Origin of the sequence: Vibrio sp. B4-6, from assembly GCF_963888245.1 — a bacterium.
Taxonomy (GTDB): domain Bacteria; phylum Pseudomonadota; class Gammaproteobacteria; order Enterobacterales; family Vibrionaceae; genus Vibrio; species Vibrio anguillarum.
The window spans coordinates 317,398-339,276 of the sequence record NZ_CAWPIM010000022.1 but is presented as its reverse complement, the minus strand read 5'-3'; the positions used below and the strand labels follow the sequence as shown (position 1 = coordinate 339,276).

Here is a 21,879-nt window from a genome sequence, read left to right as displayed (position 1 = left end):
TTAAGTGATTATCCATCTCCTTTCCCTACATTACTTTCTTCGATTCGATGCGAATATCACGTTTATTTAAACACTTGTTTGATTGTTTTAACAACCTCGTTACAATGTGCCAGGTCAGACCTCTATTCTAAGGAGAAACAATGGGCAAACAGGAAGTCAAAACGCGCTCTGGTGAGCGTGTGGCTATCGTCGCGGGGTTGCGTACCCCTTTTGCGCGTCAAAGTACCGAATTTAGTCAAGTTCCTGCAGTCGATTTAGGCAAGATGGTGGTGAGTGAACTGCTTGCGCGAACGGAACTCGATCCTAAATTGATCGAACAACTCGTCTTTGGACAAGTCGTGCAAATGCCTGAGGCACCAAACATCGCGCGTGAGATCGTTTTAGGCACAGGAATGAGCATCCATACCGATGCGTACAGCGTCACACGAGCGTGCGCTACCAGTTTTCAGGCGGCGGTGAATGTGGCTGAAAGCATAATGGCTGGCACGATTGATATTGGTATGGCTGGTGGTGCCGATTCGTCTTCCGTTTTGCCGATTGGAGTGTCTAAAAAATTAGCCGCTAGCTTACTCGCTTTAAGTAAAACCAAAACCGTTGCTCAGAAACTCAGTATCTTAAAATCATTATCTTTTAAAGATTTAATGCCAGTCCCCCCCGCGGTCGCTGAATATTCAACGGGCCTTTCGATGGGGCAAACGGCTGAGCAGATGGCAAAATCTCATCACATAAGCCGACTGGATCAAGATGCTTTGGCACATCGTTCTCACTCTCTAGCTTCACAAGCTTGGAAAGAGGGCAAAATCCAAGGCGAAGTCATGACGGCATTCCCAGAGCCCTATAAAAAGTGGATCGCTGAAGATAACAATATTCGTCATGACTCGACTCTGGAAGGTTATGCCAAGTTACGTCCAGCGTTTGATAGGCAATATGGTAGCGTGACGGCCGCCAACAGCACACCACTAACCGATGGCGCTGCCGCTATTCTATTAATGCGTGAAGGCCGTGCTAAAGAGCTTGGTTTGGAGATTATGGGTTATATCCGTTCTTACGCTTTTTCAGCGATTGGTGTTGAACACGATATGTTAATGGGGCCGTCTTATGCGACACCGTTAGCCTTACAACGTGCAGGTATTGAGCTTTCCGATCTCACATTGATTGACATGCATGAAGCGTTTGCCGCGCAAACCCTCTCTAATATGAAAATGTTCGCCAGTGATAAGTTTGCACAGGAACATCTTGGTCGAGCAAAAGCGATTGGCGAAATTGATATGGATAAATTTAATGTGCTAGGTGGTTCTATTGCGTATGGTCACCCCTTTGCGGCGACGGGTGCGCGCATGATCACACAAACACTGCGTGAACTAAAACGACGTGGTGGTGGTTTAGGGCTGAATACCGCTTGTGCAGCGGGTGGTTTGGGCGCGGCAATGATTTTGGAGGTTGAATAATGAGCACAGAGAGAGCTTTTCATTTAACAATTGATGAACAAAATATTGCGTGGCTGGCGATTGATGTTCCCGGCGAAAAAATGAATACGCTACAAGCGGCGTTTGCCCAAGAGATGCAAGAGGTTTTTGCGACCTTGGAGGCTCAAAAAACCAGCCTAAAGGGGATGGTGATTCACTCGCTTAAGCCAGATAATTTCATTGCTGGAGCGGATGTCCGTATGCTGAACGCTTGCCAATCGGCCAGCGAAGCACAAGCATTGGCCAAGCAAGGTCAGGAGATGTTTCAAACCTTATCGGATTTGCCATTCCCAGTGGTTGCCGCGATTCATGGCCCATGCTTAGGTGGTGGTTTAGAGCTGGCGCTGGCTTGTCACTACCGGGTGTGCAGCGACGCGGACATCACGCGTTTGGGTTTGCCCGAAGTGCAATTAGGCTTGCTGCCAGGCTCCGGTGGAACGCAGCGGTTGCCGCGTTTGATTGGTTTGTTACCTTCTCTCGACTTGATTTTGACGGGTAAACAGCTGCGCGCAAAAAAAGCAAAACAGCTGGGTGTTATTGATGCTTGCGTAGCAGAGACTATCTTGCTGGATGTGGCCAAGAAGTATGTGCTCGATAATTCTGGGAAAAAACGTCATCAGGCCAATACGTCGACCAAAGAGAAATTAATTTCTCATACGCAGCTTGGCCGCAAATTAATTTTTGATCAGGCCGCTAAAAAGACTAAGCAAAAAACACGAGGTAATTACCCAGCCGCAGACGCGATTTTAGAGGTGATCCGTCACGGTTTAGATCGTAGTTTTAAAGCCGGGTTAGAGCTTGAAGCGAAGCGATTTGGTGATTTGGTGATGAGCCCGGAATCCAAAGCACTGCGCTCGATTTTCTTTGCCACCACAGAAATGAAAAAAGAGACGGGCAGCGACGCAAAACCTCAAACCGTGAAACGTATCGGCGTATTGGGCGGTGGTTTAATGGGGGCAGGGATCAGCCATGTTAGCGTTGCAAAAGCCAAGGTTCCCGTACGAATCAAAGATGTTTCGAATGATGGGGTATTAAACGCGCTCAATTACAACTACAAATTATTCGATAAACAGCGCAAGCGTCGCATTTTATCCAAAGCGCAGATGCAAACAAAAATGGCGCAATTGTCTGGCGGGATTGATTTTACCAGCTATCAGCATATCGATGTTGTCATTGAAGCGGTATTTGAAGATCTCACGCTTAAGCAGCAAATGGTGGCTGATGTTGAAGCGAATGCCAAAACCAGCACCATTTTTGCGACGAATACTTCTTCGCTTCCAATCCAGAAAATTGCAGCGAAGGCGGCGCGTCCAGAGAATGTGATTGGATTGCACTATTTCAGTCCTGTTGAAAAAATGCCTCTGGTGGAAGTGATCCCTCATCAAACCACATCGCAAGAGACGATAGCCACAGTGGTGGCCTTGGCGAAAAAACAGGGCAAAACGCCGATTGTGGTCAAAGATTGCGCTGGTTTTTATGTTAACCGTATCCTTGCACCTTACATGAATGAAGCGGCGCAGATCCTGATGGCGGGTGAGTCGATTGAAAAGATAGATACGGCTTTACTCGATTTCGGTTTCCCAGTCGGCCCTATCACGTTATTGGACGAAGTGGGCATTGATGTTGGCTCGAAAATCATGCCAATTCTAGTGCAAGAACTCGGCCCACGTTTTCAAGGACCAGACGTATTTGATTTGCTGCTCAATGACAACCGCAAAGGGCGTAAAAGTGGTAAGGGATTCTATACCTATAAAGGTAAGAAAAAAGAAATCGACAAATCTATCTATAAATTGCTGAAAATAACGCCAGATACCAAACAGAGTGATAAGGAGATCGCGCTGCGTTGCGTGCTACTTATGCTGAATGAAGCCGTACGTTGTTTGGATGAGGGCGTAATTCGTTGTGCGCGAGATGGCGATATTGGTGCGATTTTCGGTATCGGTTTCCCGCCGTTTTTAGGCGGCCCATTCCGTTATATAGACCAAATTGGTATCAAGAAATTAGTGGAAATGATGAATCAACATGCTGAGAAGTATGGCGATAAATTCGCTCCTTGTGATGGGCTACTGACTCGAGCTGGGGTTGAAGCACGTTTTTATCCGTAGTCATCTCGGCTGTTTTCATTCATATGTTTGCTTAAATTAGGCGAGGGAATATCCTCGCTTTTTTTCATTTATAGCCAATGAGGTCATCTCTTTATGCGAGTTATTCTCAGTTTGGTATAAGATTATGGAAAATCATCAATAAGGAATCGAAATGGATGCACTAGAGTTGCTGCTTAACCGTCGTTCAATCGCCAATCTCACATCGCCTGCACCTGAAGGTCTGGTCTTGGAAAATATTATTAGAGCAGGCTTGCGAGCGCCCGATCATGGCGGTTTAACCCCTTGGCGTTTCGTGATTGCTCAGGGAGCGGGTTTGCAAAAGTTGTCGGGTATTTTGGCGTCTGCTGTGCGAGCGGATAACGGCAGTGATGCAGAGATAGAAAAAGCGAAAAATGCACCGTTTCGAGCACCCATGGTAATCACAGTGATCGCGAAAGTTACGGAGCATGAAAAGGTGCCAGCGATTGAACAACATCTCTCTGCGGGATGCGCAGTACAAGCGATGCAAATGGCTGCGGTAGCACAAGGTTTTCAAGGTTTCTGGCGTTCGGGAAGCTGGATGTTCCACTCTCACGTTCGGCAAGCATTAGGTGCTAAGGGCGATGATCAAATCGTTGGTTTCTTATACCTAGGAACTGCAGGGTGCACGCCAATGAAAGTGCCTGAACGTGATTTGAGTAAATTTATTGAGTTTCTATAGCGAGTTTATTGACTATCTGCCGCTGCGATAACTCATGGCCCAGCAATGCTGGGCCTAAAATCTAGTGGATGTGATAGGCAATCACAAAATCAATAAATAGCCTGACTTTTTCAGGTAGATGATCCTTGTGGTTATACAGCATATAAATATCACGAGGGTTGGAAACCCAGTCTTCCAGTACTCTGACTAAGCTGCCTTCTTCGATAAATTCTTTAATCATCACATCTGGCATTAAGGTGATACCCAGCCCCTCAGAGCAAGCGCTGCGCACTACGTTTAAAGCGTTGGCCTGAAAACGACCAGTATCACAATTGACCACGCATTCCCCTTTATTGTTGGTTAACTGCCATTTTACTAGAGGATATCCCTTCAATAATGAATGATTACTGAGCTCTTCGGCATGAGTTGGTGCAGGGTGTTTCGCTAAATACCCTGGGCTTGCGACTAATACATCTTTCACTTCATTAATTTTTCGCGCAATCAAACTGGAGTCTCGTTGAGGGCCAACTCTAAAAATGACATCCCATTCGGTTGGGTCGAGTTGATCGGCCTGATTGCTGGTGGTCAGTTCTATGTTGATATCTGGGTACTGCATCATGAAGGCATTGAAGATAGGCATCATCATGCGTTTCGTGACATTAGATGGTGACGATATTCTTAGTTTGCCTGAAGCGCCACGACATTCATCGGTAAGCTCTTCTGCTGTTGCAGCTAAGCGATGTAGCAACGGTGAGCACTCTTGAAAAAAACGTTCACCCGCTTCAGTCAGCGAAAGTTTTCGAGCATGGCGATTCAACAACCTAAGATTCAGAGAATCTTCCAATGCTTGAATGCGTCGGGTAATGGTCGCAACGGGGATCATTGTTTTACGAGAAGTTGCGGTATAGCTTCCATTTTCGACAACCAGTCGAAAGAGGTTTAGGTCATCTAATTTCATTGTTCCTGACACATTATTTTTCGAATTTGAGTAATTTATACGTATATCATTTGTCAAATCTTGAGTCATATCAACTTGTTTGACGAAAGTAACATTCCGTACAATCCATACATAGCCCATATATATAGTATGCAACCGAGTTACAAAGTGGAACATTTGTATAAATCTTATTTTGCGACTACTTTATAAAGTAACCTATCAATTTATCCTATAACAATAAAATGACTGCTTTTTAAAAGCATTGTGAGGCAGGATTATGTATAAATCTCACATTCAGGCTAGTGAGTTCTTGGCGAAAAAACCTTCAGATAATCAGCACGTCGAGCAAAAACTGATCATGCTTGTTGATGATGACCCAATTTTTAGGCGAATAACCAGTGGTTATTTGTCGGCTCAAGGCTATAAAGTGCTTGAAGCTGAAAATGGCTTAGAGGGGTTGCGCAAGTTAAAAGATGCGGAGCCTGACCTTGTTGTGTGTGACTTAGCAATGCCAGTACTGAACGGTATTGAGTTTGTTGAAGAGGTGAGCCTTGAGTATCCCTCGCTGCCACTGATTGTGGTCTCTGCAACTGATGAAATGGCTGATGTTGCAAAAGTGCTGCGATTTGGTGTTAAGGATTTTCTTCCTAAACCGATTGGTAACCACCAGTATTTAAGCAGTGCAATAGAAAGTACGCTCGAAGATACGTTTAGTCGTTTATCTGATCAGCGTGATTTTTCGACTCAATGGTTCCGGGTCGATGATGGTGGTGATATTCCAGAAGAACAAGAGTTGCATTGGCATCTGGAGTATTTACGAGAAAACCCCAGTACCGCGAAAGATTTGCTGCACGCGTTATTGCCAGAAAAGGATACTTCACAAGGCAGTTGGAAGTGTAGTTACCGTCTTTTACAATCGGCGGATGTGATGCCGCTGGTATTTGACTATGCGTGGTTGATGAACGGGCAGTTTGCCTTTTACTTGGTCGATTCAGATGCTCATTATGAAAATAGTGTGGCTTCAACATTGCTCGTTCGTGCTCTGTTTCACGATTATCTTCGCAACTTAAAAAGCTTCAGTGCCGATTTGAAAGACCTTGCTGACATACTGGAAAAAGGTATTGAATGCTCAGAGTGTGCTAATCCAATCAACGCAGTATTCGGTATTGCGGATTTAAGCGAAGGTACACTCTCTATCCTGCCAGCTGGGCTCGACAGTCAATGGTCAAATGGCTACTTAACTCAACATATTGCCGCGGGTGTTAGCCTTGGGCAGAACTGTTTAAAAAACTTTATCACTAAAGATTTACCGATCAACTCAACTTGTCAGCTATCAACTAATCGCTTAGGTTCGAGTAGTTTCAAACTCAATATTTACCAAGGTGGCAGCAGTTAATAACCTTATCTTTAGTCGGTGTTTGCGGTGATTTGTTTGAGGTATAGTTCGCGTCTAGAACAACAATCACCCAATTCGTTTACGTTACATTAACTTTGTTTATGGTGCCAAAACGAACGGAGTCATCCAACACTAGAGAAGTTATGATGGAAGAGCAGAATTTTAAAGAACCTTACAACATTTTTTATTTTTTAGGCTTTATTGCCGTACTTTCGATCCCTACATTGCCAGCAATACTGACTTGGATCCGTGTGTTTAATGGTTATTCAACTTTCTGAGTTGGATAGTACGTTGGGAGTTCACCATCAATATTCGTCATTTTCTTCTTACGGTGGCTGGTGGGCTCTGCCTTCTGTTAGGCGTGATAGGCATATTCTTACCGCTACTCCCCACAACCCCTTTCATACTTCTTGCTAGCGCTTGCTTCTTACGAAGTAGCCCTCGTGTTTTCATGCTTGGTTGCATCAACATCAGACGCTAGGCCCAATACTGGATAATTGGCAGCAACATGGCGCTGTTTCGCGGCAAGTGAAACAACGGGGATGTTTGTGGATTATTCTAAGCTTTATTTTTTCCATCTGGGTTGTCCCACACTTTTGGCTCAAAATTATGTTGTTTACTATGCTTGTGGTCCTGATCACTTGGTTTATTCGACTTCCCACTCATGAGCAGGTTGCTAACCAACAAGAAAATCACTAGCATTATGGGGAAGTGTGCCCATTCTTCGAATGGGCGTTTGTTTTTTCAGCGGCTAAGATATTGTGGCTTATCTATGTTGCTGAGAGCTCACGCTCTATCATTCTGATACGTAAATGTATCGTGAGAAATGAAGAGCCAATCTAAGTAAATGTAAGTTATGACAACCGAAACTATCTCTTTGATCAAATCGAGCATTCAAAGCATCCCTAACTACCCAAAACCTGGCATTTTGTTTCGTGATGTAACTAGCCTGCTAGAGGATGCAAAAGCCTATCAAGCAACCATTGCTTTATTAGTCGAAAAATATAAAGACATGGGCTTTACCAAAGTTGTGGGTACAGAAGCGCGTGGTTTCCTATTTGGTGCGCCATTGGCTTTAGAGCTTGGTTTGGGGTTTGTACCTGTACGTAAGCCGGGTAAGTTACCACGCGAAACGTTAGCCCAATCTTACGAATTGGAATACGGTACTGACACATTAGAAATTCACGTTGATGCGATCAAACAAGGTGATAAAGTGCTGGTGGTGGATGATCTACTGGCAACGGGTGGTACGATTGAAGCGACGACTAAATTGATCCGCCAGCTTGGTGGTGAAGTTGAGCACGCGGCTTTTGTCATCAACCTGCCTGAAATTGGCGGAGACAAACGTTTACAAGGTTTGGGCCTGAACGTTTATAGTATTTGTGAATTTGAAGGTCACTAAGCTAATCAACTGGACGTACTCATGAGTTATCTTGCCTTAGCGCGAAAATGGCGACCAACAAAATTTAATGAGGTGGTGGGACAAGCACATGTCTTAACTGCACTAGAAAATGCGTTGGCCCAAAATAGATTGCACCATGCGTATTTATTCAGCGGTACACGTGGTGTCGGCAAGACGACGATTGGTCGCTTGTTTGCCAAGGGGTTAAACTGTGAAACCGGTATTACGGCCACACCTTGTGGCCAATGTGATACTTGCCGAGAGATTGACCAAGGCCGTTTTGTTGATCTTTTAGAAATAGATGCGGCATCACGAACCAAAGTCGAAGATACGCGCGAATTACTTGATAACGTGCAGTACAAGCCTGCTCGCGGTCGCTTCAAGGTGTACTTAATCGATGAAGTACACATGCTGTCGCGCCACAGTTTTAACGCTTTGCTTAAAACGTTGGAAGAGCCGCCTGAGTATGTGAAATTCTTGCTCGCTACGACAGATCCGCAAAAGCTGCCGGTTACGATTTTATCGCGCTGCTTACAGTTTCATCTTAAGCCGATCAGTGTTGAAAATATCCACGATCAGCTTGAGCATGTTTTAGCGGCAGAGCAGATCCCTTGTGAAGCGAGAGCATTAAGAATGATCGCTCATGCTGCCGATGGCAGTATGCGTGATGCACTTAGCTTAACTGATCAAGCGATTGCACTAGGTAATAACCAGGTGATGGCCGATCTAGTCGCCCCAATGCTTGGCACGCTAGACACAGATCAAGCACTCCATTTACTGCAAGCTATTAGCAGTAAACAGCCTCAAACGGCGATGGATAGCGTTGCACATTTAGCACAAAATGGTGTGGATTGGGATGGATTACTACAACAACTCGCGGCGCAGTTACACCGTATTGCGATGTATCAAGCGTTGCCAGCAACACTGGACAAAACCCAACCCGATGCAGAGAAGGTACAACTGCTTAGCAAAGCGCTGAGCCCACAAGATGTGCAGCTCTATTATCAAATTGCTTTAAAAGGGCGTGAAGATTTAGCACTCTCGCCAACCGCTCGAACGGGGCTGGAAATGATTGTGCTACGTATGATGGCGTTTCGTCCTGCTTCTGTATCGTTGGTGAATACGTTCAGTACTGAAGTGAGTTCAGATGTCGCAGTGCCAAGCCACGGCACTCCTTCACTACAACCCGCATCAGCGGCAACGCCTCTAACTGAACCTAAGCAAACGTCGGCGGCTCCCGTATCGGACAGTCAGGTTAATGAGCCACAAAGGCATGAGGATACTCAGCCTGATTATGGCATCGTTCAAGATTACGATAACCGCTATGCGGATATGAATGATGACATGTCCAGTGCAATGGAATATGCCCCAGAATCGTATGAGCCTGCACCAGTTCCTCAACCACCGGCACCTTCTTCAGCTCCACGTCCCTCACCGATTGCAGGGCTGCGACACCAGTTGCGTTCACAGCGCCAAGGAGTTGCTCAGCCAGCAAAAGGAGTGAATGAAACAAAGAGCAACGGGACAAAAAAGCCTAATGCGGCATCGACTAAATCTGAATCTGTGCTTGAGCGTGTTGCCTCGCATGGAAAATCAGCTCGAGTGTCGCCTTTGTCAACATCCGCTCCTGAAGCTGCCCCAACCTTGGACAACGAGCCTTATCAGTGGCGTCCAACGCTGCAACCTGTGGTGGTTGAACAACAAAAAACAGAGCTGACACCGACACAAATTAAGCAAGCGCTAGAACATATTAAAACGCTAGAGATGGCAGAAAAGTTACTTGCAGAATCGATAGAACAAGATGAGTGGGCAGCTCTGATCCACCAGCTCGATATTGCCAAGTTAGTGGAACAATTAGCACTTAATTCTGTCTACCACAAATCGGGCTCATCAATCGAGCTAGTGCTGCGGCCAAGTCAGGCCCATCTTAATACCGATAAAGCACAAAGCGAGTTGTTAGAAGCGCTCAATGAGACATTAGCTGAAGAGTGCCACCTTAGCGTGACAATTGGTGAGCAAGGTGAGACTCCATTGGAGCTTAGAGAGCGTCTTTACCAACTCAAATTAGAGCAAGCATTGAACAGCTTGGAGGCCGACCCTCACGTAATGTTCTTCAAGCGACGTTTTGATGCGGAACTTGATCGCGACAGTGTGCGGCCGATTTAATCAATTAAGCGAGTGTGGGGTTGAATCTATATGTTATGACCCCACCTTATGTGAAACACCCAATTCAACCAGAGAGATAAACATGTTTGGCAAAGGCGGTATGGGCAACCTAATGAAGCAAGCCCAACAAATGCAAGAGCGCATGCAAAAGCTACAAGAAGAAATTGCGAATATGGAAGAGGTTGGTGAGTCTGGTGCTGGTCTGGTAAAAGTGACCATTACTGGTAGCCACAGCGTACGCCGTGTAGAGATTGATGAAAGCTTAATGGAAGACGACAAAGAGATGCTAGAAGATCTGATTGCCGCCGCTTTCAATGATGCTGCGCGCCGCGTGGAAGAGACTCAAAAAGAAAAAATGGCTTCTGTCACTGGCGGTATGCAATTACCACCAGGTATGAAGATGCCGTTTTAACGAACGACTTTTTAACAAACAACCTTTTTAACAAACAAAATAGGTTACTAATGCGTACCAGTCATATGCTGGAGCATTTGATGGAGGTCTTACGTTGTCTGCCTGGGGTGGGTCCCAAGTCAGCACAGCGTATGGCCTTTCATTTGTTACAGCGCGATAGAAAAGGCGGCTTACAGCTCGCCGATGCTTTAAGCCAAGCCATGACAGAAATTGGACATTGCAGTGAATGTCGAACTTTCACTGAAGAAGAAACTTGTCATATTTGTAGCAACCCTAAGCGGCAGGATAACGGCCAACTCTGTGTAGTCGAAAGCCCTGCTGATATTGCGGCCATTGAAGCTACAGGCCAATATTCTGGACGTTATTTTGTTCTGATGGGGCACTTATCACCTTTAGATGGTATCGGCCCGAGTGATATTGGTTTAGATACGCTGGATTACCGTTTGCAACGTGGTGGCATTGCCGAAGTCATTCTTGCCACTAACCCAACCGTTGAAGGTGAAGCCACCGCGCACTACATTGCGGAATTATGTCGCGCCCATCAAGTTTCTGCGAGCCGTATTGCTCATGGTGTGCCTGTTGGCGGTGAGCTTGAGCTTGTTGATGGCACGACGCTATCACACTCTTTGCTTGGCAGACAAAAGCTGTAGCACCTTTCGAATCATTGCCCTAGCTGCTGGGGCAATTTTGAGTGACGCCATCGATTAAGGCAAACAAAGCAGTGCCATCAAGTGATTTTTTCGAGTTCGGTAATGTTGCTCAAAGCTTCTTGGTTCGTGTTGCCACAGACCATCGGGCAAGGTTTAAATTCGTGGCATACTTTTGGACGTTCAGGCTTACCAAATAACTTGCACAAATTAGCGTCATTAAGTTGAATGCAACGTACACCTGCTGGCTTTCCTTGCTCCATACCCGGGATGGAGGAAGAAATACTAGGAGCGATACAACACGCACCACAACCAAGTCTGCATTCAATAATTGAGTACCAGTAAAAAGAAAAGGGTGACGATCCTAGCAGATGTGACCGAAGTGTACAGCAATAGCTTCCTAAATTAACCAGCCGTTTTTATCCTTGAACTTTGGTTGGTGTGGAGGTATAACACGCACCCCATTCGTTAAGTAAGATAGAGACTCATGAACACACCATTCTGGCAAAATAAGAAATTAGAACAAATGACGGAATCGGAGTGGGAGTCGCTTTGTGATGGATGCGGTAAGTGCTGCTTACACAAGTTAATGGATGAAGATAGTGATGAGGTCTATTACACCAATGTCGCTTGCAGTTGGTTAAACAGCGATACCTGCTCATGCAAGGATTATCCAAACCGTTTCAATTCTGGTGAGGAGTGCTTAAAACTGACGCGTGATAAAATTGATGAATTTAACTGGTTGCCGGATACGTGCGCCTATCGTGTACTGTCAGAAGGCAAAACATTGCCGCAATGGCATCCTTTGATTACCGGCTCCAAAGAGGCGATGCACGCCGCGCAAGAAAGTGTTCGCAACAAAGTCGTTTATGAGATTGATGTTATCGACTGGGAGGATCACATCATCAATCATCCAAACCGCAATTAATATCCAATAGAAATCTAAAAAATTAGAGAAGCAGTAACAAACCTCCTACTGTTGCCGCGGCGGAAAAATATTTCCCTGCGGAATAGGAGCTATCATCTTCTTCTGGTTTTTTATCTGGATGATCTAATCCCAAAGCACCATGAGCAAATGATTCCACTTTGCCAGTCACAGTTTTCTCTTTGTTTTCTAACTTACTCTCTTTGTCGAGTTGTTGCAGCGCTGCGAGCAAGGCTTTGCCTTCATCAGACAAAGTGACGGTATTCTGCTCCACTTTGAGCGGGGCAGAGGGGGGGGATGCCGCTGTAGAATTTGCTTGAGCTTTAACTTGCTGGAGTGAATGCAGTTGCGCTGAGCTTGTCCCTACCGGTGTCATACTTCTCTCCTATAAATGCCATCAGTTAATGTATCGACAGATTTATGAAAAACTTGTGCAAAAAATTCGCAATTTGTATGAGGTATGTACAAGCAAAAAACGCGCCTACTTTATATGAAAAGAATAAGCAGGCCCGTTATTCACCGCTAATTAGTCGCAAGTGAGATCTGTATTGCGATTCTTTATCTGTTGATAGGCCTGCATGCGATGCTCTGCTTGAACATAGGCGGTGGGAATTGGCAGTACAGTGAGTTGGAAATCAGGATACGACGTCTGGGTATCCTCTACGGGCGTGATGATGGCAATCTTTAAATCAGGATTTCGACGAAGGATAGAATGCGCCGTGCCTAAACCCTGCTCGGTGTGGAACTTGCCTGCGATGTGCATCACCTGAGCTGTCGGGTGGTTTTGTAAATAATCCACCATGCTTTCTGCCATCGTTTCATCCCAAGTGAGCTGAGCTGCGTACTGTTTTTCAGTTTGCTCTTTTGAACCGTGGTGCATTGATTCCATGAACTTCGCTTTGTAGGGAGAGGCTGAGGTGTCAATTTGGTGTGCAACCTGAGCCCGCTCTACTGGCGTTAATTTATCAAGGTATTTGATTCCCACTTTGCCGATACAACGTACGAAAGGTTTAGGCGCATTAGCGGCAATGACATTCAACTGCTGTGATTTTGCAAATTCAACCAGTGGGCGGTAGTCACTTTGGTAGTTTGGCCACGCTCTGGTCTGAGAAATAAGGTATTGTTCGCCGATTTCTCCTGCTAGATAGCGGTTCAGTATCTCTTGTTCATCGCGTGAAAATTGTTCCATAGACAAGGCTACATGGGTGTTTTCGCGGCTGAGTTGTGCCAATAGCTCGGTTTGGAAGCGATGAATGGCTGGGTGTGTATGCCACTCACCGACTAAAATGATATCGGCATTTTTTATCTCATTCGGCAGCGAATTGAGATTCAATGGTTTGCCGCTAGGGGTAGATAATTGGTAGTCATAAAAGTGAGCAATGGGCTTCGTCTGGTGCGAAGCACAGCCAAAAAGTGGTAATAGTAGAGCCAGAGAAGTAACTAAGCGCATGAGTGTCTCCATTTTGAATTTGGCATAATAATGGAGACACTGTGGATTTGCAATATAATGAGAATTATTATCAACTAACTTTGCGATAAACGCTGATCATAAAATCGGCCTCACAATTAAATTGCTCAGCTTGCTTTAATTGCGCTCTTAGCTCATCACTGGCCCGCCATGCAAACGGCGTCATCTGTAATAAATCAAAAGCATCGTTACCACTTAATGCCATGGTGTAGTGCAGTTTTTGTTGCTCTACTAATGTAAACCCAGCTATCTCTTCTGCGGTTTCATCATGCAGTTGAACATTAGGATAGATCCCTTCTTTTAACTGATAGAGGTGCCTTGCCGCGGGTGTAACGGTAATCACCACTCCTTGGTTTTGAATGCAGCGGTAAAGCTCTTGCGCTTTACAGGGCGCATAAATTCGTAATATACCGGCTAGGGAAGCATCGTCAAAGGGCAAGCGGTGGCTGGAGGCGACGACAAAGTTGACCATAGGGTAGCGCTTTGCTGCATAACGGACGGCGATTTTAGAGATATCTAACCCATAGGTGACCGATTGTGTCGAGTGTTGTGCAAGCGTTTGAGCGACAAATTGGGTGTAGTAACCTTCGCCGCAGCCGATGTCTAAAAACTGATAAGAAGAATCTTGCAGATACTTACTGCACAACTGAGCGACCGTCTGACGCATCAGATCGTAATGTCCACCTTCAAGAAAACGGCGACGGGCTTGCATCATCTCTTTATTATCACCCGGATCTTTTGAGCGTTTATGATGTGCAGGCATCAAATTGACGTAGCCCTCTTTGGCTATATCAAATTGATGATTATTTTCACATTTCAATATTTGCTGCTGTTGCAACAGAGGTTGCTGGCAAAGGGGGCACAGATACGCCATGAAGATCTCGCTTGAAAAACAAAGGCGCCAGTTTAGCGTCTGCGGCTAGAAATAAAAAGGACAGCGTGATTTCACTGTCCTCAGCATGAGTATGATGACGGAAAATTCGCCAAAAAAGCTTAGTTGGAAAAAACCGTCGTGACGAGCTGATGGCTTTCACCTGGTTGCAAGGTTTTTCCAGCGGATAAGCAAGGGGCATGCAGTGTAGATTCAACACACAGCATCGTTTGATAACCATTGTCAGGCATATCTGCCATTGATTGAGCGCCTTGAGCCCATGGATTCCACAAGACGGCAGAGTTGTGCCCAGAGTTTTCAACCACTAACGTGCGATTCAAAACAGGATCTTGGACCTGAATTTGTGCTTCAGGCGCGGTATAGACGCGATCAATCGTATCGGTGAGGATGAGTGTTGAACCACCTTGACACATTTTTGCATCTTGTAAGCTGTCTATATATTCAACGCCCATACCTGTAGTAGTGGTCTGGGTAATATTACCAACCTTGAGGTAGCTGTGCAGCGCTGCAGAAAACGTCCATGCTTTCTCATCCGTATTGGTCGTTTCTAAAGTGACTTTTAACTTGTCACCGATTTCAACATAAAGACGGGTTTGGAATTGAAATGGCCAAATAGTCAGTGTTTGGGGCGAATGGTCGAGCCCTAGCACGATAATGACGCCCTGCTCGTTTTCTCTATGTTCAATCAATGCCCATTCACTGGTGCGTGCGAAACCATGGGCTGGTGCAGCAATACGGCCAAACCATGGCCAACAAACAGGGATCCCGCCTCTTAGAGCGGCTTTACCGTCAAAAATGGCCGTGTCACTTATCCAAATGAGCTCATCTTGTCCTTTAGGAGTGAATGAGATGACATGGCCGCCATGCAGTGTAATTCCGGCGGTCGCTTTGTCATGAATAACGCGAACAATTTTAACGCCCTCTTTCTCAACGATGGTGACGTTGTCAGAAAGATAAGTCAGGGTAGGGAGAGATTGCAGATCCATAAATTCGATACCTCATACCATTCCTACCGGGTAAATAAGTGAGGAACGGCTCGGATTGTCTAACGCAGTCCCATTAATGAAAGGGACAGATACTAAAAAGGCGACACAATGGCCGCCTTTTGTTCTCAACGAATTTCTTCGCTAAACACTACGATTATTTAGAAACGTGAGCGATTAGGTCTAGAACTTTGTTTGAGTAACCGATTTCGTTGTCGTACCAAGATACAACTTTAACGAATTTGTCAGTTAGTGCGATACCAGCTTTAGCATCGAATACAGATGTGTTGATTTCGCCGATGAAGTCTTGAGAAACAACTGCATCTTCAGTGTAGCCTAGAACGCCAGCGAATTCGTTTTCAGAAGCGCGCTTCATTTCAGCACAGATTTCTGCGTAAGATGCTGGGTTTTGTAGGTTAACAGTTAGGTCAACTACAGAAACGTTCGCTGTAGGTACGCGGAAAGCCATACCAGTCAGTTTGCCGTTTAGTTCTGGGATTACAACGCCAACCGCTTTAGCTGCGCCAGTTGAAGATGGGATGATGTTTTGAGAAGCACCACGACCACCACGCCAGTCTTTCGCAGAAGGACCATCTACAGTTTTTTGAGTCGCTGTAGTTGCGTGAACAGTAGTCATAAGACCAGACTCGATGCCCCACTTGTCGTTAAGAACTTTAGCGATAGGTGCTAGGCAGTTTGTAGTACAAGAAGCGTTAGAAACGATGTCTTGGCCAGCGTAAGAAGCGTGGTTAACACCCATTACGAACATTGGAGTCGCGTCTTTTGAAGGACCAGTTAGAACAACTTTTTTCGCGCCAGCAGTGATGTGCTTACGAGCTGTTGCATCGTCTAGGAATAGACCTGTTGCTTCAGCAACCACGTCAACACCGATTGCATCCCATTTTAGATCTTCTGGGTTACGCTCAGCTGTTACACGTACAGTTTTGCCGTTTACAACTAGGTTGCCAGCTTCAACTTCAACAGTACCGTTGAAACGGCCATGAGTTGAGTCATACTTTAACATGTATGCCATATAATCTACGTCGATAAGGTCGTTAATACCTACAACTTCGATGTCGTTGCGCTCTTGCGCTGCACGGAATACGAAACGACCGATACGGCCAAAACCGTTAATACCTACTTTGATAGTCATTATAGTTGCTCCACAACTTAATTTCTGATTAAAGATAACTGGTAGTAAAATTACAGAATCCAGTAAATGTCTGCAACAGATAATCGGACTTAACTTGTTTAAAGTCAAAAAAAAGCGTCGCTTTTTTTCACAATTAATCGTAAGTGATTAAATTTTAAACTTTATACCGCTTCTGTTTACTTTCAGTTGGCGTAAAATACTTTAGCCTTCTAAGGCAGTTAGAAATTACATACCTACCATTTCATGGTGAGAAAGTATGTGCTACAAAGAGTGGAGTATGCAAGTTTTTGGCATAAAAAGTACCAGTTCAATATTGAGAAGAAGGGAAGTTTTGTAAGTGAAATCGAAGATTGAGAATAATGTTAAGCCTGATGAATACTGGCGTGAAAGACTAACGGATGATGAGTTTTATGTTTGCCGTCAACGCGGTACAGAAGCCCCGTTTAGTGGCAAGTTATTACATAATCGTGACACAGGTGTGTACGCGTGTACCTGTTGCAGCAGCCCGTTATTTGTCTCCAACAATAAGTATGATTCGGGGTGTGGTTGGCCAAGTTTTGATGCACCGATCAATGATACTGCAATCCGCTATCTTGAAGATTTAACGCATGGAATGATTCGAACTGAGATCCGTTGTGCGGTGTGTGATAGCCATCTAGGGCATGTTTTTCCCGATGGACCTCAAACAACAGGTGAACGATTTTGTGTCAATTCAGTGTCGTTAATTTTCAACAAAAAGTGAAAGAGCGGTGAACTTATCACCGCTCTTTGTTTTATGATTACATTTTGTTAGTTGGCAAAGTCGAGAGGAATGAGCTCTGGTTTAAACTGTCCATTTTTGATAGCGTCAACGATTTTTTCGGCGATATCGTCGAGTGCATCAAATTTTTCTTGATCAAACCCGTACAGCAATTTGAGTTCTGTCTCTGAAGCAACCGGCACATTGAATGTTTTTCCTACCATCGCCCAAATGTAAGCTTTTTCTTTCTGTTTGAGAATTTGGTTGGTACTGGCAAGAGATTTGATAGCATCAAGGTTGATACTGCCTTTTGGGCTGAGTTCTAAGGTTCGATGGAGCAAATAGATTGCTTTTTCTCGATCCCGTTGAACATAAAAAGTAGCGAGAGCGTATTGCATTTCTGCTGTATCTAGCTCGGGTTTACCTTCACGTTGTAAGAATTTTCTTTGTGCACTTTTATCACCAATCTGACTCCAGAGAAAGTATAAGGTTTCCGCGGAGCTGGATGACTGAAGCTCTTTTTCAATCTGCTCTAAATCTTTCCCTGTATTGACGAGTGCTGAAAATCGACGTTGTTTCAGTTCCGTTTGATCAATCGCTTGAATTTGTGAAGCGAGCTCGAGACATTTTCGATAAGCTTGAACTAATCCGTATTCTTTAATCTTGTTGCTATCGCTTGGATTTTTAAGTACTTCAAATCGATGCCAGATGAGGTCCGTGCGTGGAACTCTACATTGCCCATCATTTATATTGAGCCTTTCACAGCGCAAATTAGGATTATCTGCACATAGCTTGTCGGTATCTCTGTTATTCTCAAAGCAGCCACTTATAAGAAGTGATAGGCTGAGAATCATGGGCACTTTTATCAAATTCATAATATTAGCTTGTGATCAAATACACTTATTTATTGGGCTTGTCTTGACTCAATATCATGGCAAGTTATGTTTGTGACGAATTCGTTAATTAAGGATAGACCATGGATGCCGATCAACTCATTAACGCCATCACCCCCGAAGCTTACAAGCGATTAATGCACGCTGTTGAAACGGGTAAGTGGCCTGAAGGTACACCACTTTCACAAACACAGCGAGATTCATGCATGCAAGCTGTGATGTTGTATCAATCTAAGCATAATGTAGAAGCGGACCATATGACAGTTGCCGCTGGTGGAGAAATCAGTTTTAAGTCAAAAAATGAGCTTAAAAAGCGCTTTCAAAACGGACAAGACGATATTGTTCGAGTCAATCCAAACCACGAATGAGTCTATTTGACTTGTACAGAATACAAAAATCCCCAATTCATTGAGTTGGGGATTTTGTTAATGATGGGAAAATATATTGTGGGTGTTTAAAGCTATAAGCTCATTTCACCACGTAATACTTCCTGCATTTTCTGCTTCACTTCTTCATAAGAAAGATTCTGGCTCAGTAAATAGTGAAGCTTGGCTAAAGCGGCTTCGGGTGTCATGTCGTAGCCGCTGATCACGCCTGCTTCTGCAAGAGCACAGCCTGTCGCGTAACCACCCATGTTGACTTTACCTGCTAAGCATTGAGTTAAGTTCATGACGATCACGCCACGTTCAGAGGCTTCTTTTAAATGCGCTAATAGTTGCGCATTTTGAGGTGCATTTCCCACACCAAAAGTCAGCAAAATCATTGCGTTGACTGGCTGTAATAAGGTATTGCGGATCACTTCGTGAGAGATGCCAGGGTACATGGTAATCACACCGATCGGTTGTGGTGTAATGTTATGGACTCGGAAGGCTCCTTGCGGCTGTTCGCCAACTTTAACGTTACTGCTGATTTGAATATTGATCCCAGCTTCTAACAGCGGAGGAAGGTTCGGCGAGGTAAACGCATTAAAACCATCGGCGTGTGATTTGACACTGCGGTTACCCCGCATCAACTGATTATTGAAGAATAACGTCACTTCATTGATGGGGTAATTAGCGGCGATGTGCAATGCATTAAGTAAATTCGCTTGTCCGTCAGAGCGCAATTCGGCCAACGGAATTTGTGAGCCTGTCACAATGACGGGTTTACCCAAGTTTTCCAACATGAAAGAGAGTGCCGATGCCGTGTAAGCCATGGTATCCGTACCATGTAAAATCACAAAGCCATCGTATTTATCATAATTATCTCGAATATCGTTGGCGATTTGTTGCCAATCTTCAGGCGTCATGTCTGAGGAGTCAATCAGAGGGTCATATTCATGAATGGTGAACTCAGGCATTTCAGGGCGCTGAAATTCAGGCATACTTGCGAGTTGTTTTTCCATGAAGCCCGCAATAGGGACATAACCATGGTCGGATTTTAGCATGCCGATAGTACCGCCAGTGTAGGCGATGTAGATATGTTTTCTTGCCATAGCTAGAAATCACTCGTGTAGGGGAACAGAGCGGGGGATTATAGCGTATTCACTTAATATAAAAAGGGGCGCTCAACACAAAGCGCCCCAATGGTTTTTAGTCATTACAGATTGATATTGCTACTGAACTTGGCAGTTTAGGCAGAATGCATATTGCCCTTTCGGATCATTAAAATGGTTGAGTAAGCTGGCATCTTGCACCCATTGTTTTGCTACAGGTTGCAGCGACGCTGGCACTAGTGTTGATACATCAAAACCGAAGCGAACTTGCACTTGATTCATGATGTCTTGCAAGAACTGCTCAGCGGGTGAAAGGGGTTCTTCTACCCAATAAATATTGTAGGTCTCTAATTTTGCCAGTTGTGCTGCGAGCTTAATGGCATCATCAAAGTCACCCATTTGATCGACTAAACCATGATCCATCGCATCTTGTCCTGTCCATACGCGGCCTTGCGCGACCTGATCGACTTGTGCCAATGAAAGGCCACGGTTCTCTCCCACCAAACTGATGAAACGCTGGTAACCATGGTTAATGCCCAGTTGCAGTGCGTCGGCCACGCCTTTTGTTAGCCCTGTGGTGACACCGACACCAGAAAAAGGTGAGGTTCCTACGCCATCGGTATAAACCCCCAATTTATTGAGTCCTTTTTCGAATGTGGTGATGACACTAAAAATACCAATCGAACCGGTTAACGTGGTTGGCTGCGCGATAATTTTATCCGCACTCATTGAAATCCAATAACCGCCAGACGCTGCAAGGCTTGACATTGAGACGACAACCGGTTTGCCTGCGTCTTTTAACGCTTGAATTTCATTACGAATAACTTCGGAGGCAAAGGCGCTGCCTCCTGGGCTGTCCACACGCAATACGACGGCTTTGACTTTATCATCGTTACGCGCTTGGCGAAGTAATGCGGCGGTGGTATCACCACCGACTGTGCCTCGTGGGTGATCTCCATCCATGATGGTACCACTAGCCACGATTACGGCTACATCGTCCATATCAGCGTTAAACTGTGGACTAATGGTGGCTTGATATTCGTAGTAACCTACGGCGTTGTAGCTATCTTCTCCATTGCTGCCAAATGTTTCGGCGAGCGATAGGCGCATTTGTTGGCGAGTGGCCAATTCATCTACTAACCCTAATTTTAATGATAAAGCAGCGAGATCACCCTCACTCGCTTTTAATTGCGTCAGAAATTCATCCATTGATGGGTTTAACGTTTTCCCGTCAATCTTACGGTTGGTCGCTACGTCATCGACGTACGCTCCCCATAATTGCATTAACCAGCGAGAGGCGGACTCTTTTGCCGCGTCGGACATATCGTCACGAATAAATGGCTCAATGGCTGATTTATAAGTACCGACACGGAAAACGTGCGTATTGACATCCAGCTTTTCCAGCAAAGTTTTGTAGTACATCGAATAGGCACTGTAGCCTTTCAGCATCACGGCGCCGTCCGGTGCCAAATAGACTTTATCGGCGTAGCTTGCCAAATAATATTGGCTTTGATTATAGAAATCTCCCACCGCGTAGATGGGTTTGCCCGTGGCTTTAAATTCGTTCAACGCTTTAGCAATGTAACGTAGCTTAGTGAGGTTGGTTTCAGGCATTTCTCCGAGAGCGAGCACAATGCCTGTGATTTTCGCATCATCTTTCGCATGGCGAATGGTCTCTACTACATCAAATAATACATTTTCTTTGGGTAAGTCTTTGCCAAAAAATGAACCAGTCATTGAATCCATCGGATTGATGTAAGAACTCTGTTCAACAATCGGTCCCGATAAGTTCATCACTAATGCGGACTCTTTTTCTATGGTAGGCAGGGGAGAATCGGTATGCACATACAAGAAATAAATCAGTGCAATACTGAGCAAAAAGAACAGGTTGGTTAGGGCTAAACGAATAAAGGTAATGATTTTCCAAAAACCTTTAAATATCAAACCGATAAATCGAAATAGTGATTTCATTGTTTCTCCACTGCGGCTATTCGCAAGCGTGTTTAAATGAATCAAGGGATTAACCTTGAGATATTAATGGCTTACATCCTACGTGATCTAGTATACCCAAACAACTGCAAGATTGATCGGTGTTACAAAAATGTAAACACTTGTTTGATTTTTTTTGTGGGCAATAATATT

Annotated in this window: 21 protein-coding genes and 1 pseudogene; 12 read left to right on the top strand and 10 right to left on the bottom strand. The window is 44.8% G+C overall.

Translation table 11 applies throughout. The features are described 5' to 3' along the window. Positions 1-140 precede the first annotated feature (140 nt). The 3 genes from fadI (at position 141) to AACV20_RS08270 (ending at position 4,271) form a co-directional block, all read left to right on the top strand. Positions 141-1,448: an acetyl-CoA C-acyltransferase FadI gene (fadI, locus tag AACV20_RS08280; RefSeq protein ID WP_017044558.1), complete on the top strand. Its 1,308-nt coding sequence runs from the start codon at positions 141-143 to the stop codon at positions 1,446-1,448. Further along, on the top strand, positions 1,448-3,571 hold the full coding sequence (gene fadJ / locus AACV20_RS08275; RefSeq protein WP_170907119.1) for a fatty acid oxidation complex subunit alpha FadJ: 2,124 nt from the start codon (positions 1,448-1,450) through the stop codon (positions 3,569-3,571). Before fadI ends, fadJ begins: the two co-directional genes overlap by 1 nt. Positions 3,572-3,722: 151 nt before the next feature. Beyond that, positions 3,723-4,271 (top strand): NAD(P)H nitroreductase, encoded by a 549-nt coding sequence (locus tag AACV20_RS08270; protein ID WP_013857243.1) that lies wholly within the window; start codon positions 3,723-3,725, stop codon positions 4,269-4,271. A 61-nt stretch (positions 4,272-4,332) separates the two neighbouring features. Here the strand turns inward: AACV20_RS08270 and AACV20_RS08265 are convergent, their stop codons facing one another. After that, positions 4,333-5,208 (bottom strand): LysR family transcriptional regulator, encoded by an 876-nt coding sequence (locus AACV20_RS08265; RefSeq protein ID WP_026027659.1) that lies wholly within the window; start codon positions 5,206-5,208, stop codon positions 4,333-4,335. A 256-nt stretch (positions 5,209-5,464) separates the two neighbouring features. On the opposite strand from AACV20_RS08265, the gene AACV20_RS08260 reads away from it, so the two are divergent. From AACV20_RS08260 to recR, 6 genes and pseudogenes are all read left to right on the top strand, one after another. Beyond that, entirely contained in the window at positions 5,465-6,583 is a 1,119-nt protein-coding gene (locus AACV20_RS08260; protein ID WP_017044561.1) for a response regulator, read from the top strand. Between the two features lie 331 nt (positions 6,584-6,914). After that, a pseudogene (locus AACV20_RS08255) lies at positions 6,915-7,282 on the top strand (YbaN family protein). A 157-nt stretch (positions 7,283-7,439) separates the two neighbouring features. Continuing rightward, positions 7,440-7,985, top strand: coding sequence for an adenine phosphoribosyltransferase (gene apt / locus AACV20_RS08250; RefSeq protein WP_013857239.1), 546 nt, complete (start codon positions 7,440-7,442; stop codon positions 7,983-7,985). A 21-nt stretch (positions 7,986-8,006) separates the two neighbouring features. Then, positions 8,007-10,151: a DNA polymerase III subunit gamma/tau gene (gene dnaX, locus AACV20_RS08245; protein ID WP_170907118.1), complete on the top strand. Its 2,145-nt coding sequence runs from the start codon at positions 8,007-8,009 to the stop codon at positions 10,149-10,151. Positions 10,152-10,233: 82 nt separating this feature from the next. Next, the gene (locus tag AACV20_RS08240) at positions 10,234-10,563 is read left to right on the top strand and encodes a YbaB/EbfC family nucleoid-associated protein (RefSeq protein ID WP_170907117.1); all 330 of its coding nucleotides are present in this window, start codon (positions 10,234-10,236) and stop codon (positions 10,561-10,563) included. A 50-nt stretch (positions 10,564-10,613) separates the two neighbouring features. Beyond that, on the top strand, positions 10,614-11,213 hold the full coding sequence (gene recR / locus AACV20_RS08235; RefSeq protein ID WP_170907116.1) for a recombination mediator RecR: 600 nt from the start codon (positions 10,614-10,616) through the stop codon (positions 11,211-11,213). Between the two features lie 77 nt (positions 11,214-11,290). On the opposite strand, the gene AACV20_RS08230 is transcribed toward recR, so the two are convergent. Continuing rightward, on the bottom strand, positions 11,291-11,539 hold the full coding sequence (locus AACV20_RS08230; protein WP_013857235.1) for a YkgJ family cysteine cluster protein: 249 nt from the start codon (positions 11,537-11,539) through the stop codon (positions 11,291-11,293). Positions 11,540-11,697: 158 nt separating this feature from the next. Between AACV20_RS08230 and AACV20_RS08225 the strand changes: the two genes are divergently transcribed. After that, on the top strand, positions 11,698-12,138 hold the full coding sequence (locus AACV20_RS08225; protein ID WP_017047805.1) for a YcgN family cysteine cluster protein: 441 nt from the start codon (positions 11,698-11,700) through the stop codon (positions 12,136-12,138). A gap of 22 nt (positions 12,139-12,160) precedes the next feature. Here AACV20_RS08225 and AACV20_RS08220 read toward each other — a convergent pair whose 3' ends face one another. From AACV20_RS08220 to gap, 5 genes are all read right to left on the bottom strand, one after another. Then, positions 12,161-12,511, bottom strand: a complete 351-nt coding sequence (locus tag AACV20_RS08220; RefSeq protein WP_017044563.1) for a hypothetical protein — start codon at positions 12,509-12,511, stop codon at positions 12,161-12,163. 150 nt (positions 12,512-12,661) lie between these two features. Continuing rightward, entirely contained in the window at positions 12,662-13,597 is a 936-nt protein-coding gene (locus AACV20_RS08215) for a ChaN family lipoprotein (protein ID WP_170907115.1), read from the bottom strand. 58 nt (positions 13,598-13,655) lie between these two features. Next, entirely contained in the window at positions 13,656-14,477 is an 822-nt protein-coding gene (rlmA, locus tag AACV20_RS08210; RefSeq protein ID WP_017047803.1) for a 23S rRNA (guanine(745)-N(1))-methyltransferase, read from the bottom strand. A gap of 119 nt (positions 14,478-14,596) precedes the next feature. Then, positions 14,597-15,481: a D-hexose-6-phosphate mutarotase gene (locus tag AACV20_RS08205; RefSeq protein WP_170907114.1), complete on the bottom strand. Its 885-nt coding sequence runs from the start codon at positions 15,479-15,481 to the stop codon at positions 14,597-14,599. Positions 15,482-15,635: 154 nt separating this feature from the next. Beyond that, a complete protein-coding gene (gene gap / locus AACV20_RS08200) occupies positions 15,636-16,631 on the bottom strand; it encodes a type I glyceraldehyde-3-phosphate dehydrogenase (protein ID WP_010317219.1) in 996 nt (331 codons plus the stop codon). Positions 16,632-16,968: 337 nt separating this feature from the next. On the opposite strand from gap, the gene msrB reads away from it, so the two are divergent. Then, entirely contained in the window at positions 16,969-17,373 is a 405-nt protein-coding gene (gene msrB / locus AACV20_RS08195; RefSeq protein WP_013857228.1) for a peptide-methionine (R)-S-oxide reductase MsrB, read from the top strand. Positions 17,374-17,420: 47 nt separating this feature from the next. Here msrB and AACV20_RS08190 read toward each other — a convergent pair whose 3' ends face one another. Continuing rightward, entirely contained in the window at positions 17,421-18,245 is an 825-nt protein-coding gene (locus AACV20_RS08190; RefSeq protein WP_013857227.1) for a DUF2989 domain-containing protein, read from the bottom strand. Between the two features lie 101 nt (positions 18,246-18,346). On the opposite strand from AACV20_RS08190, the gene AACV20_RS08185 reads away from it, so the two are divergent. After that, a complete protein-coding gene (locus AACV20_RS08185) occupies positions 18,347-18,631 on the top strand; it encodes a YeaC family protein (protein ID WP_013857226.1) in 285 nt (94 codons plus the stop codon). A 92-nt stretch (positions 18,632-18,723) separates the two neighbouring features. Here the strand turns inward: AACV20_RS08185 and ansA are convergent, their stop codons facing one another. Then, positions 18,724-19,737 carry an asparaginase gene (ansA, locus tag AACV20_RS08180; protein ID WP_017044568.1) on the bottom strand — a complete coding sequence of 338 codons (1,014 nt, stop codon included), beginning with the start codon at positions 19,735-19,737 and terminating at the stop codon, positions 18,724-18,726. A gap of 120 nt (positions 19,738-19,857) precedes the next feature. Further along, positions 19,858-21,708: a signal peptide peptidase SppA gene (sppA, locus tag AACV20_RS08175; protein ID WP_170907113.1), complete on the bottom strand. Its 1,851-nt coding sequence runs from the start codon at positions 21,706-21,708 to the stop codon at positions 19,858-19,860. Positions 21,709-21,879: the final 171 nt, after the last annotated feature.

Excerpts from the sequence above, each read along its gene's own strand:
- fadI (WP_017044558.1), top strand. The coding sequence starts at position 141 with ATGGGCAAACAGGAAGTCAAAACGCGCTCTGGTGAGCGTGTGGCTATC.
- fadJ (WP_170907119.1), top strand. The coding sequence starts at position 1,448 with ATGAGCACAGAGAGAGCTTTTCATTTAACAATTGATGAACAAAATATT.
- AACV20_RS08270 (WP_013857243.1), top strand. The coding sequence starts at position 3,723 with ATGGATGCACTAGAGTTGCTGCTTAACCGTCGTTCAATCGCCAATCTC.
- AACV20_RS08265 (WP_026027659.1), bottom strand. The coding sequence starts at position 5,208 with ATGAAATTAGATGACCTAAACCTCTTTCGACTGGTTGTCGAAAATGGA.
- AACV20_RS08260 (WP_017044561.1), top strand. The coding sequence starts at position 5,465 with ATGTATAAATCTCACATTCAGGCTAGTGAGTTCTTGGCGAAAAAACCT.
- apt (WP_013857239.1), top strand. The coding sequence starts at position 7,440 with ATGACAACCGAAACTATCTCTTTGATCAAATCGAGCATTCAAAGCATC.
- dnaX (WP_170907118.1), top strand. The coding sequence starts at position 8,007 with ATGAGTTATCTTGCCTTAGCGCGAAAATGGCGACCAACAAAATTTAAT.
- AACV20_RS08240 (WP_170907117.1), top strand. The coding sequence starts at position 10,234 with ATGTTTGGCAAAGGCGGTATGGGCAACCTAATGAAGCAAGCCCAACAA.
- recR (WP_170907116.1), top strand. The coding sequence starts at position 10,614 with ATGCGTACCAGTCATATGCTGGAGCATTTGATGGAGGTCTTACGTTGT.
- AACV20_RS08225 (WP_017047805.1), top strand. The coding sequence starts at position 11,698 with ATGAACACACCATTCTGGCAAAATAAGAAATTAGAACAAATGACGGAA.
- AACV20_RS08220 (WP_017044563.1), bottom strand. The coding sequence starts at position 12,511 with ATGACACCGGTAGGGACAAGCTCAGCGCAACTGCATTCACTCCAGCAA.
- AACV20_RS08215 (WP_170907115.1), bottom strand. The coding sequence starts at position 13,597 with ATGGAGACACTCATGCGCTTAGTTACTTCTCTGGCTCTACTATTACCA.
- rlmA (WP_017047803.1), bottom strand. The coding sequence starts at position 14,477 with ATGGCGTATCTGTGCCCCCTTTGCCAGCAACCTCTGTTGCAACAGCAG.
- AACV20_RS08205 (WP_170907114.1), bottom strand. The coding sequence starts at position 15,481 with ATGGATCTGCAATCTCTCCCTACCCTGACTTATCTTTCTGACAACGTC.
- gap (WP_010317219.1), bottom strand. The coding sequence starts at position 16,631 with ATGACTATCAAAGTAGGTATTAACGGTTTTGGCCGTATCGGTCGTTTC.
- AACV20_RS08190 (WP_013857227.1), bottom strand. The coding sequence starts at position 18,245 with ATGAATTTGATAAAAGTGCCCATGATTCTCAGCCTATCACTTCTTATA.
- AACV20_RS08185 (WP_013857226.1), top strand. The coding sequence starts at position 18,347 with ATGGATGCCGATCAACTCATTAACGCCATCACCCCCGAAGCTTACAAG.
- ansA (WP_017044568.1), bottom strand. The coding sequence starts at position 19,737 with ATGGCAAGAAAACATATCTACATCGCCTACACTGGCGGTACTATCGGC.
- sppA (WP_170907113.1), bottom strand. The coding sequence starts at position 21,708 with ATGAAATCACTATTTCGATTTATCGGTTTGATATTTAAAGGTTTTTGG.